Origin of the sequence: Lentzea sp. NPDC006480 (assembly GCF_040611995.1) — a bacterium.
Taxonomy (GTDB): Bacteria; Actinomycetota; Actinomycetes; order Mycobacteriales; family Pseudonocardiaceae; genus Lentzea.
In genome coordinates, this window is the sequence record NZ_JBEXPJ010000019.1 from 1 (window position 1) to 11,882 (window position 11,882).

8 protein-coding genes and 1 tRNA gene are annotated in these 11,882 nt (G+C 68.5%); 3 read left to right on the top strand and 6 right to left on the bottom strand.

The window, feature by feature from the left end:
* Positions 1 to 2 precede the first annotated feature (2 nt).
* The 3 genes from ABZX92_RS10480 to ABZX92_RS10490 form a co-directional block, all read right to left on the bottom strand.
* Positions 3 to 74 (bottom strand) — tRNA-Val (locus ABZX92_RS10480).
* 52 nt (positions 75 to 126) lie between these two features.
* Positions 127 to 1,509, bottom strand: coding sequence for a carbohydrate-binding protein (locus ABZX92_RS10485; protein ID WP_355556250.1), 1,383 nt, complete (start codon positions 1,507 to 1,509; stop codon positions 127 to 129).
* Between the two features lie 125 nt (positions 1,510 to 1,634).
* A complete protein-coding gene (locus ABZX92_RS10490; protein ID WP_355556253.1) occupies positions 1,635 to 3,278 on the bottom strand; it encodes a bifunctional 3'-5' exonuclease/DNA polymerase in 1,644 nt (547 codons plus the stop codon).
* Positions 3,279 to 3,492: 214 nt separating this feature from the next.
* Here ABZX92_RS10490 and ABZX92_RS10495 point away from each other — a divergent pair, with 214 nt between their 5' ends.
* On the top strand, positions 3,493 to 4,410 hold the full coding sequence (locus ABZX92_RS10495) for a class I SAM-dependent methyltransferase (protein ID WP_355556255.1): 918 nt from the start codon (positions 3,493 to 3,495) through the stop codon (positions 4,408 to 4,410).
* A 111-nt stretch (positions 4,411 to 4,521) separates the two neighbouring features.
* Entirely contained in the window at positions 4,522 to 6,939 is a 2,418-nt protein-coding gene (locus ABZX92_RS10500; protein WP_355556258.1) for a hypothetical protein, read from the top strand.
* On the opposite strand, the gene ABZX92_RS10505 is transcribed toward ABZX92_RS10500, so the two are convergent.
* On the bottom strand, positions 6,926 to 7,849 hold the full coding sequence (locus tag ABZX92_RS10505; protein ID WP_355556261.1) for a proline dehydrogenase family protein: 924 nt from the start codon (positions 7,847 to 7,849) through the stop codon (positions 6,926 to 6,928). The genes ABZX92_RS10500 and ABZX92_RS10505 overlap by 14 nt on opposite strands.
* An 85-nt stretch (positions 7,850 to 7,934) precedes the next feature.
* On the bottom strand, positions 7,935 to 9,560 hold the full coding sequence (pruA, locus tag ABZX92_RS10510) for an L-glutamate gamma-semialdehyde dehydrogenase (RefSeq protein WP_355556264.1): 1,626 nt from the start codon (positions 9,558 to 9,560) through the stop codon (positions 7,935 to 7,937).
* A 186-nt stretch (positions 9,561 to 9,746) separates the two neighbouring features.
* Between pruA and ABZX92_RS10515 the strand changes: the two genes are divergently transcribed.
* Positions 9,747 to 11,255 (top strand): helix-turn-helix domain-containing protein, encoded by a 1,509-nt coding sequence (locus tag ABZX92_RS10515; protein WP_355556267.1) that lies wholly within the window; start codon positions 9,747 to 9,749, stop codon positions 11,253 to 11,255.
* On the opposite strand, the gene yidC is transcribed toward ABZX92_RS10515, so the two are convergent.
* Positions 11,237 to 11,866, bottom strand: coding sequence for a membrane protein insertase YidC (gene yidC / locus ABZX92_RS10520; RefSeq protein WP_355556270.1), 630 nt, complete (start codon positions 11,864 to 11,866; stop codon positions 11,237 to 11,239). The two genes, ABZX92_RS10515 and yidC, sit on opposite strands and share 19 nt — an antisense overlap.
* Between the last annotated feature and the right edge of the window lie 16 nt (positions 11,867 to 11,882).

Below are 11,882 nucleotides of genomic sequence, written 5' to 3' on the forward strand. Positions count from 1 at the left end.
GATGGACGATACTGGGATTGAACCAGTGACCCCTACCGTGTCAAGGTAGTGCTCTCCCGCTGAGCTAATCGTCCGTGCTTCGGACGAGATTCTAGCTCACGGTTTCGCAGGGCCGCGCACCCAGGGTCAGGTGCCGAACTTCACCCAGTTCACGCTGACGTACGGCGCGGGCTGACCGGACGTGAACGTCACGTACACGTCGTGCACCCCGCTGATGTTGGAGATGTTGGCGGGCACCGTTCTCCACGCGTCCCAGCCACCGGTGTTGCCGACCGCGAACGTGCCCACGGGAGACGCCGTCCGCGAGTCGAGCCGCACCTCGACCAGCCCGCTCACGCCACCGGAAGCGCCCGACGCCACGCGGGCGTAGAACTGCCGGGCCGGACCCGAGCCGAAGTCGACGCCGGAGAACTTCAGGTAGCCGCCGTTCGCGATCTGGTTCACCGCCGAACCGCCGTCACCGGCGCCCACCGAGCCCCCGGACCGTTCCGCCGCGCTCTCCGCCTGCAGTTCGGAGTAGGCCGAGCCGCCACCGCCGGGAGGGTTGGTCGTCGTGGTCGTGGTCGGGGGAGTGGTGGGACCGCCGCCAGCCGAGTAGACGGCCACGTAGTCCACGACCAGTGAATGCCCGGACTGGGTGGCCGCGACAGGGGTCGGCTGGCCTGGGTTCAGCGCGTCGGGGAACGCGCCGCCGATCGCGAGGTTCAGCAGTACGAAGTACCCCGCGTGCGACGTCATCTGGTTCCACACGGTCGTGCCGACGCGCGCCTGGGTGACCTGGTGGAACTGCTGGCCGTCGACGAACCAGGTGAACGTCTTGGCGGCGTCGTCCCACTCGAAGCGGTAGGTGTGGAAGGCCGACTGGCAGGACGCGCCGGGGCACGCCCGCGAGTTGCCGATGCCGGTGAACTCGCCGCAGGCACCGCCGGGAGCGACGTCGCAGTGCAGCACGCCCCACACGGAGTTGATGCCGTTGACGTTCTCCATGATGTCGAACTCGCCGATGCCCGGCCAGTTCCAGTAGTTGCCGCGGTACGGCGAGCCGAGCGCCCAGAACGCGGGCCAGTAGCCCAGCGCGGCCTGGCCGGTCACGTTCGGCATCTGGATGCGGCCCTCGATGGCGAGCTTGCCGCCTGGCGCCGGCTTGAAGTTCGAGCGCTGGGTCTCGATGCGCGACGACGTCCAGTTGCCCGCGCCGTCCTTCAGCGCGGTGATCCGCAGGTTGCCGGACCCGTCGAGCTTGATGTTCTGCGTGCTGTTCGTGTAGTTCTGGATCTCTCCGGTGCCCCAGTTCGCGGGGCCTCCCGGGTACGCGTGACCCAGGTCGAAGATCCAGTTGGAGCTCGACGGCAGCGAGCCGTTCGGGCCGTTGAAGTCGTCACCCCACACCTGCGTCCATCCCGCGGCAGGGGGTGGGATCGAAGCGTTGGCGGACATGGCGGCTATCGCCAGGGGTACCGCGGCAACAAGAGCTGTCGTGGCCGCGAGGATGCGGCGGCGTTGCCTCATGCGCGAGTGACCTCCTTGTCACGGGTGCAGTCCATTTATGAGAGCGCTCTCACGGGGTGCGGGGCAAGCGGCCAATCGGAGCAACGACGTCGAACGGCGCAGGTCGTGCCGCGTCTCGTTTGGACTTATTTCGCGTCGGCGTAGCAGGTCACGGGCACGGCCTTCATCGGGAACCGCACCGCTGTCCCACCGAACAGCAACCGGGTGGCGTGCCGTCCTGCCTCCGCGATCGCCTCGATCACCGCGTCGGCGTCCTCGCGCGGGCAGTGCACGAGCACCTCGTCGTGCTGGAAGAACACCAGGTGGGCGTCGGCCGGCAGCTTGTTCCGCAGCACGCCGAGCAACGCCGCCGTCCAGTCCGCCGCGCTGCCCTGCACCACGAAGTTGCGGGTGAACCTGCCCCAGTTGCGCGCCGCCTGCCGCGACGAGCTCGACACCTCGCCGGAGTCGTTCGCACCGCCGGTCAGCTCCTGCCAGGCCGCGGACGGTGCGGGGGAGGTGCGGCCGAGTCTCGTGCGCACCATCCGGCCCTGCTCGCCGGCCTGCGCGGCGGCTTCCACGTAGCCGATGGCCGTCGGAAACCTCTTGCGCAGCACGGCGAGCAGCGGCCCGGCCTCACCGGAGGTGCCGCCGTAGATCGCCGAGAGCATCCCGATCTTCGCCCGTGGCCGCTCGCCGTTGAACGAGTCCTCGGCCAGGGCGGAGTACAGATCGTCGTCCGTGCACACCTCGATCAACCGCTGATCTCCGGACAGGGCAGCGAGAATCCGCGGTTCGAGCTGCGAGGCGTCGGCCGCCACGAGGCACCAGCCGTCGTCCGCGATCACGGCCTGGCGCATCAACCGGGGAATCTGCAGCGCCGCACCGCCCTGTGACGCCCACCGCCCCGACACCACGCCGCCGACGACGTAGTCAGGCCGGAACCGCCCGTCGCTCACCCACGCGTCGAGCCACGTCCAGCCGTGCGCGACCCACAGCCGGGCGAGCTTCTTGTACTCCAGCAACGGTTCCACGGCCGGGTGGTCGATCTTCTCCAGCACCCACTTGCGCGCTGACGACACGTCGATGCCCTCGCGCGCGAAGGCGCGGACGATGCTCGCGGGCGCGTCCGGGTTGATCTCCTTGCCGCCGAACGCCTCCCGGATCTGGTCCGCCAGTGCCTGCAACAACTTCGGCCGCACGCCAGGTGCCGTTCGCGGCCCGAGCATCTCTTCGAGGATCGCGTTGTGCACGTCCTCCCGCCACGGCAACCCGTGGTGCGTCATCTCCGCCGCCACCAACGCCGACGCCGACTCGGCCGCGATCAGCAGCCCGAGCGCCGGATTCCGTTGCTGTGCCCGGAAAACCATCGACAACGCGGCCAGCTCGTCGGTGCCGCCGGGCAGCGACACGGGTTCCGGTTCGAACAACGTCAGCTCGACGTCCTTCTTGCGCGGCCCCAGATCGGGCGGGGCGGGCAGCCCCAGCTCGCGCGCCACCGCCGCGGCCAGCTCCTTGGGCTCGCGGTGCCTGCCGTCGGCGCCGAGCAGCAGCGACTCGGTCAGGTGCAGGTCCCAGCACCGGTCGACGCGCACCCCGGCGCCGAGCAGCAGCGGGTAGACCTCGGCCGTGTCCGCCCACACCCACCGCGGTCTGTGGGCGCGTTCAAGCGACGCGACGGCGGAGGCCAGTGACGAAGCTGCCATCTCGGGACCCGCGGGCGTCCCGTCGTCGTGCAGCTTCTGCCACCTGCCCGCACCGTCCGCGTCCGGGACGAGAGCAACCAGCACGTCCTGATTGTGCCTGGCGGGTCCGACAGTTTCAGTCCAGGCTGAAACCGAGTTGGGCCGGGAAATGTACCGGGATAATTTGGAAAGGTTTACAACAATCGTTTCTCAGCTGAAATCTATGAATTCACCCGAATTGGATGCACGAAAGGGCATCACCTAGTGGGAGCGCTGCCACAGTGCGGAACCTAAGGAACGCTCACCTTGGGAGAGCCTCATGACCAACGGCAACGCGGCTACCGGCCTGCGCGACCTCAACGCCGGCATCCCCGGCGCTGACCAGATCAAAGGTGCCGTCTCGGCGGTCTACGACGACGTGGCGTCGTGGTCGCGGACAGGCGGCTTCTGGAACTGGGGCATGCACTGCCCGGAACTGCTGAATGAACTGACCGATATTTGCCCGAACTTCAACGCGGGCGTGAGCGACGGTTTCTCCGAGCAGCTCTACTTCCAAACGCTGCGCGGCCTGCCGTACTCGAAAAACGACTTCAAAAGCCTCAACGTGCTGGAGGTCGGCTGCGGCATGGGCGAGGGCCTCAACTTCCTCTCCCGCCTCGTCGACCCTGCCCGAGCGGTCGGCCTCGACCTCTCCGGCGCCGCCATCCGCCGGGCCAACGCGCTGCTCGCCCGCGGCGACAGGCTCAGCTACGTCGAGGGTGACGCGGAGCGGCTGCCGTTCTCCGACGGCGAGTTCGACCTCGTGATCAACGTCGAGAGCTCGCACAACTACCCGGACGTCGAGCGGTTCTTCGGTGAGGTCGTCCGCGTGCTCAAGCCCGGCGGCCACTTCTCGATCATCGACGTGTACGACTCCCGCTCGTACGCGCGGTTCGGCGCGCTCCAGCAGGAGGTCGGCGAACTGACGTGGATCCACGAGCGCGACGTCACGGAGAACGTGAAGAGCTCGATCCGCCAGCGCATGGCACCGGGCAGCTTCTTCCGCAAGGAGTACGCCCGCAAGCAGATGCCCATCAGGGCCCGGATCATCGGCGGGCTCGGCGGCGCGCACTACGCCGGCGCGGACTTCATCGGCCACCGCGACGCGCTGTCCCGAGTCCTCGAACTGGCCAGGGTCCGCCCGAAGTTCGTCGGCCAGTACGAGAGCTACCGCCACCACCTGGCCCGCCGCGCGTAACCGTTGGAGGATCTCCAATCCAGTCAGCAAAGGAGTGAAGGAAAAACGGGAAGACTCCACGATGGTGTGGTCTTCCTACCCCTCGCCTGACCATTTGCCGACTATGAGGCTGTGGACCGAGCACTCAGCGTCGCCGCACTGCTGGACCCCACCCATCAGGTGGTCCCCTTTCACGGCAGAGAATCCGAACTGCAGGCACTCACGCAGTGGCGTGACAGCCCTGCTGCTCAGGCGTCCCTGCTGCTGCACGCACCGGCGGGCGCGGGCAAGACCAGGCTCCTCCAGCGCTTCCAGGAGGAACACGACGAGGAGCACGGCAGGCTGCTGCTCATCGACGACGCGGACCGCCTCACCTGGAACGACATCTTCCTGAGGCTGCAGGACACGCTCCGGCACGGCCCGGAGCGCACGCGGGTGCTGCTGGCGGCGAGGACCACGGGCTGGTGGTGGTCCTCGACCCGCCAGCGCATCGCGGACTTCGACCACGAGGTCACCGACCTGGCGCTCGAACCGACGCTGGCAGACCGCGCGGAGTCGTTCACGCTGGCCTGCCAGCACTTCGCCAAGCAGCTCAACGTCACGGCCCCGGACGAGCCGCCGCCCAACATCGCCCAGGAGACGGTCCTCGACCTGCACCTGGCCGCGTTGACCGCGGTGCACGGCGATCCGTGCGACGTGAACCGCACCCAGCTCGTCCGCCAGCTCCTCAAGCACGACAACGGCCCCAAAACCGGCCGCATCGCCGAGGACCACCTCGCGGTCGCCACCCCGGACACCCCCGACCCGGACCTGCTCGCCCGCGCCGCCCACCGCTGGCCGCACCTGCGTCCGAAGCTCGACGAACTGATCGACGCGAACCCGGAGATCGTGCTGGACATGCAGCGCGACAGCCTCCGGATCGCCGCCGAGATCGGCTCGTTCACGACGCTCGACCACATCGCCCGCCAGGTCTTCCGCGACGAGCGGTTCGCCACCTGCTCGATCCCCTCCATCCTCACCAGGCGCCTCGTCGAGCGCGCCCAGGACACCCTCGAACGCGCCGAGACGTACGGGATGCTCAGCGCCCGCACGTCCCTCTGCGGCCTGCGCGAAGAGGCCGTCGAAGCCTCGGAGGCCGAGGTCGGGTGCTACCGCGAGCTGGTCGAGCAGGACCACGAGAACCGGCCGTTGCTCGCGGACTCGTTGGGAGACCTGGGCCTGCGGCTCCTCGCCGTGCACCGCACCGAAGAAGTCCTGAAGGTCTCCGAGGAAGCCATCCAGCTCTGGCACGAGATCGCGATCGACGACCCGGAGACCGTCCCGCAGCTGGCCTCGGCCCTCGAACAGATCAGCTACCGCTACCAGGCGCTCGGCATGCCCGAGGAGTCGATGGACGCCATCAGCCGAGCCACCCTGATGTACCAGGAGCTCGCGAAGGACCACCCGGCGCTGTTCCGCGTCGACTTCGCCAGGGTCGCCGCCACTCTCGCCCGGCGCCATCACGCGGAGGGCGAGAACACCCGCGCCGCCGAGTCGATGCAGCTCTCGATCGCGAACTGGCGCATCCTCGCGCAGGAAGACCCGCGCTACGAACCGGAACTGGCCCGCAACCTCGCCGACGCGGGCTCCATGCTGGTCGAGCTGCGCCGGTCCGAAGCCGCGAACGAGACCCTCAAGGAAGCCGTCGAGGTCTTCCGCCGGCTCGCCGTGGTGAACCCGCAGACGTTCCGGGCTGAGCTGGCCGACGCGCTGATGCGGCACAGCCGGGCGTTGCGCGACCTGTGCGAGGACCCGGACGCCAAGCTCACCGCGCAGGAAGCCGTGATGCTGTGGCGGGAGACCGAGGACCGCAAGGGGCTCGGCACCGCGCTGCTCAACGTCGTCAAGGTCGCCCACGACTTCGACGCGGAGCTGCTCGCGGCACAGGAAGCCGTTGAGGTGTACCGGGAACTGGCCGCCGAGAACACCGTCTGGCACCAGGTCGACCTCGCGGTCGCCCTGGCCACGTTGACCGAGCAGCAGCTCATCCACGACGAGATCGACCTGGCGCTGACCACCGCGGCCGAGGTGTTCGACATCGTGCGGCGGCTGCCGTCCCAGCTCGTCGACTTCTTCGGCACCAAGCTCGCGATCGCCATGCAGCCCATGACGTCCACACTGTCCGAAATGGAGTATCACGCGCACGCGCTGGAAGCGTCCGAGCTGATGGTCGGCATCTGGCGGGCGCACAAGGACAAGGCGCCGGCCTCGTACATCAGTGCCGTGCAGCACCACGCGTGCAAACTCCGCGGCGCGGAACGACGCGTCGAGGCCAGGAACACCGCGCACACCGCCGTCGTCCTGTGGCACATGATGGGCAAGGACCTCGACCGCGAGGTCGGGTACGCCGACGCGCTGACGATCTACGCGCGGCTGTGCGCGGAGACGAAGTTCCAGCTGCAGAAAGCACTCCGGCTCACCCACCGCGCGGTGGAGATCATGCGCGCGGCGGATGAGCCGGTGAAGCTGGAGTTCGCCCTCGAAACGGTCGAGGCGCTCAGCTCTTCGTGAGCAGCGACCGCACGAAGAACGCGACGTTGGCCGGACGCTCCGCGAGACGGCGCATGAAGTAGCCGTACCACTCGTCGCCGTACGGCACGTACACGCGCATGCGGTTGCCCTCAGCGGCAATACGACGCTGCTCCTCGGGCCGGATGCCGTACAGCATCTGGAACTCGTAGGAGTCCTTCGAACGCGCGCTTGCCAGGTCGGCGGCGATCGCGATCAGGCGCGGGTCGTGCGATGCCACCATCGGGTAGCCGTCGCCCTCCATGAGCACCTTGAGGCAGCGCACGTACGACAGGTCGACGTCGTGCTTGTCCTGGTACGCAACGGAAGCAGGCTCCTGGTAAGCACCCTTGCACAGCCGCACGCGCGAACCGGAGTACGCGAGGTCGCGGCAGTCCTGCTCGGTGCGCTTCAGGTACGCCTGCAGCACCGCGCCGACCCACGGGAAGTCCACCCGCAGCTCACGCAGGATGCCCAGCGTGGAGTCCGTCGTCGTGTGGTCCTCCATGTCCAGCGTGACGGTCGTGCCGACGACCGCGGCCGCCGAGCAGATGCGCCGGGCGTTCTCCAGCGCGATCTTCTCGCCGTCGATCGCCAGCGACTGGCCGACCGCGGACAGCTTGACCGACACCTCGGCGCCCTCGGTGAGCCCGAACGAGTCCAGGCGCGACAGCAGCGTCAGGTACGCCTCGACGGTGTCGTTGGCCTGCGACTCCTCGAAGGTGTCCTCACCGAGGTGGTCGAGCGTCACGAGCCTGCCGTCGCCGAGCACCTCGGCGGTCGCCCGAATCGCCGCGTCGACGTCGTCCCCCGCCACAAACCGCTCAACCACCGGCCGCGTCAACGGCGTCGACTCGACGAGCTTGCGCGCACCCGCACTCCGGGACGCAGCGAGCAGCACACTACGCATCAAGATCACTTCCTCGGGTGAGTTCCATGAACGGCTCTTCCATGGACTTGTGGTCCACGAAAGAGCCGTTCATGGTTTTCGGGCTCGGTCAGCCCTGGTGCGGGTGGAGGTGGCTGGTGGGCGCCGCGAAGGTCTCCTTGATGGAGCGCGGGCTGACCCAGCGGAGCAGGTTGTGGACCGACCCCGCCTTGTCGTTCGTGCCGGACGCGCGGCCGCCGCCGAACGGCTGCTGGCCCACGACGGCACCGGTCGGCTTGTCGTTGACGTAGAAGTTGCCGGCGGCGAACCGCAGCTCCTCCTGCGCGTGCGCCACGGCGGCACGGTCACGAGAGATGATCGAGCCGGTCAGGCCGTACGGCGCCGCGCTCTCCATCTGCTTCAAGACCTTGAGGTAATCGGCGTCCTCGAACACGTGGATCGCGAGCACCGGGCCGAAGAACTCGGTGGTGAACACGGAGTTCGTCGGGTCCGAACCCAGCAGTACGGTCGGGCGGACGAAGAAGCCGTCGCTGTCGTCCGCGGTGCCACCGGCGGCGATCTCCAGCGAGGAGTCCGCCCGAGCGGCCTGCAGCACGCCCGACAGCTTGTCGAACGAGCGGCGGTCGATCACCGCGCCGCCGAAGTTGGAGAAGTCGGTGACGTCGCCGTAGGTCAGCGCGTCGACCTCGGCCAGGAACTGGTCCTTGATCTTGCTCCACACCGAGCGCGGCACGTAGGCGCGCGACGCGGCGGAGCACTTCTGGCCCTGGTACTCGAAAGCACCGCGGATCAGGGCGACGCGCAGCACGTCCGGGTCGGCCGACGGGTGCGCCAGGATGAAGTCCTTGCCACCGGTCTCGCCGACGATCCGCGGGTACGAGCGGTAGTTGGCGATGTTCGCGCCGACCTGCGCCCACAGCTTCTGGAACGTCGCGGTGGAACCGGTGAAGTGGATGCCCGCGAGGTCGGGGGAGTTGAGCGCGACCTCGGACACGGCCAGGCCGTCGCCGGGCAGCAGGTTGATCACGCCGGGCGGCATGCCCGCCTCTTCCAGCAGCCGCATGGTGAGGTGCGCGGCGAACGACTGGGTCGGCGACGGCTTCCACAGCACCACGTTGCCCATCAGCGCGGGCGCGGTCGGCAGGTTGCCGGCGATCGCGGTGAAGTTGAACGGCGTGATCGCGTAGACGAAGCCCTCGAGCGGGCGGTGGTCCGTGCGGTTCCACACGCCGGGGGAGGAGATCGGCTGCTCGGCCAGCAGGTTGCGGGCGAACTGCACGTTGAAGCGCCAGAAGTCGATCAGCTCGCACGCGGAGTCGATCTCGGCCTGGATCGCGGTCTTCGACTGGCCGAGCATCGTCGCGGCGTTGAGCGTCTGCCGCCACGGGCCGGCGAGCAGGTCGGCCGCGCGCAGGATGATCGCCGCGCGGTCGTCGAACGACATCGCGCGCCACGCCGGGGCAGCCTCGCGGGCCGCGCGCAGGGCGTCGGTGGTGTCCTGCTGGGTCGCGCCGGCGAGCGTGCCGAGGACGGAGCGGTGGTTGTGCGGCTGGACGACGTCGAAGCGCTCGCCACCACCCATGCGCTGCTCGCCACCGATGGTCAGCGTGAGGTCGAGCGGCTCCTTCTGCAGCTCGGCCAGCTTGGCCTGCAGTTCCGCGCGCTCCGGGGTGCCGGGGGCGTACTGCAGCACCGGCTCGTTGACCGGGGCGGGAACCTGGGTGACAGCGTCCACTCGGCAACTCCTCTTCGAGTACTTGGGTTGCCCAAACCGTAAGTCAGCTGCCTGGTCTGCCTGTTGTGCAACTGGCCAATATTCACCTGGTCAGATGTAGAATCGGCCAATGTTCAAAAGTACGCGGGGAGCTTTCGTACGGCAGGAGAGGACGCGGGGGCCCCGCGTGCCGAAAAGCAGCGGGCTATGAGTCTTCGGCACATGCTGATCGCGCTTGGCGATCCGCTCGTTGAGTTGCAGGTCGCGCCCCACGGGCTGGAAGTCGACGTGCGCGATGTCGTGATCATGGATCCGGATGACCCGCCGGACGTGGCCGCGGGTGATCTCGCGTTGCTGATCGGGGCTCGGGGAAGGGCCGCGTTGCCGCTGATCAGGGCGGCTGGACGGGCGAAGGCCACGGCTGTGGCGGTGAAGGAAAGTTCGCAGGCGCTTGAGCAGGCGGCGGTGGACGCGGGTGTGGCGTTGCTGGAGGTGCGGCCCGAGGTCCGGTGGGGGCACCTGGAGTCGTTGGCCAAGGGCGTGCTGAGCACGACGACCGACGACGGCGAGGTGCTCGGCGACCTGTTCGCGTTGGCGCAAACGATTGCGACCCTGACCGGCGGCATCGTCAGCATCGAGGACACCGCGAGCCGGGTGCTGGCGTACTCGCGGTCGTCCGACGAGGTGGACGAACTGCGCAGGTTGTCCATTCTCGGCCGGCAGGGACCCGAGCCGTACCTGAAGATGCTGCGCGAGTGGGGCGTCTACAACCTGCTGCGGTCGTCGGAGGAGGTCGTCCGGATCGACGAACGGCCCGAGCTGGGCATCCGGCGCCGGATCGCCGTCGGCATCCACGCGGGCTCCCAGCCGCTCGGGGCCATCTGGGTGCAGGAGGGTGACCAGCCGCTGACCGAGCAGGCCGAGCGGGCGTTGCTCGGCGCTGCCCGGGTCACCGCGCCGCACCTGATCCAGCAGCGCAACCAGCCGACGTCGAGGTTCCGCGAGAACCTCCTCGCCGCATTGCTCACCGGGCGGATGGACGCCGCGACCGTCGCCGGGCAGATCGGCGCCGACCCGTCGAAGCCTTGCGCCGTCGTGGTTTTCGCGTTGCGCGGTGGCGAGGGCGATCGCAGCGAGCACGAGCTGCGCCGTGCCGAGATGACCGGGTTGATCTCGGTGCACGCGGCCGCGTACCGGCGCAGCGCGCTGGTGAGCGAGTCCGGCGGACGCACCTACGTGTTGCTGCCCGATCTCGCCCCGAACGCCCAACTTCTCAGTCTGACCAAAGAAATCGTCACGACCGCCCGACGGCACCTGCACACTTCCGTCCAGGCCGCGGTCGGTTCGACCGTGTCCACATTGGACGACGCGCAGATCTCCCGGCAGGAAGCCGAACGCGTGCTCGACGCGATGGCCCGCGACCTCGACGCCGAGGTGGCGACGCTGGCCGACGTCCGGTCACAGGTGCTGGTGAGCGAGATCCTGGCTCTGCTGCAGGACAACCCCCGGATCCGCGATCCCCGGATCGACGCACTCGATCCGGAGCTCGCCAAGTCGTTGCTCGCCTACCTGGACGCGCTGGGGGACGTGCGCGCGGCCGCCGACCGGTTGCACGTCCACCCGAACACCTTGCGATACCGGCTGAAGCGGATCGACCTGGATCTGGACGACCCGCTCGTCCGGCTGATCGCGCAGCTTCAGCTCAGGATGCGGTAGAGCAGCGCCCGTTCCGCGATCGTCCACGTCGTCGTGGTGAGCAGGTACAGCCCGGCGGCCAGCGGCAGGTAGGCCGCGACCAGGATCGTCATGAACGGCATCACCTTGACCAGCCCGTTCATGAACCCGGGAGTGGGCGTCGGGGACGGGTTCGCGGCCATCCGGGACTGCTGCCAGCGCACGGTCAGGTAGGCGACCACGGCCAGCAGCCCGAACAGCACGAAGAACACCCACGCGAAAGTGCCCGTGAAATGAGCATTGAGCGAAATCCCGAAAATCGACCCCTCCAGGAGAGGACTGGGGGTCGTGGCCACCTGGTACATGACCATGAAGAACGGCATCGTCGCGAGCATCGGCAACATGCCCGCGAACATCGAGACGCCGTTGCGCTTGTAGACCTTCTGCGACTCCTCCGAGAGCCGCATGATGTCCTTGCCGTACTTCTGCTGCAGCTTCTGGATCTCCGGGGCGAGCTTGGCCTTGGCCTTCTCGCCGCGGACGGCCGCGCGAGCCAGCGGGTGCAGCATCAGCCGCACCGCCATGGTGAACAGGACGATGGCGAGCGCGGGCGCGCCGAAGCTCGCCAGGGCAGCGCCCAGGTCAGCGAACAAGGGATGTTTCTCCGTG

Coding starts and splice junctions, on each gene's coding strand:
- ABZX92_RS10485 (WP_355556250.1), bottom strand. CDS start 1,509: ATGAGGCAACGCCGCCGCATCCTCGCGGCCACGACAGCTCTTGTTGCC.
- ABZX92_RS10495 (WP_355556255.1), top strand. CDS start 3,493: ATGACCAACGGCAACGCGGCTACCGGCCTGCGCGACCTCAACGCCGGC.
- ABZX92_RS10515 (WP_355556267.1), top strand. CDS start 9,747: ATGAGTCTTCGGCACATGCTGATCGCGCTTGGCGATCCGCTCGTTGAG.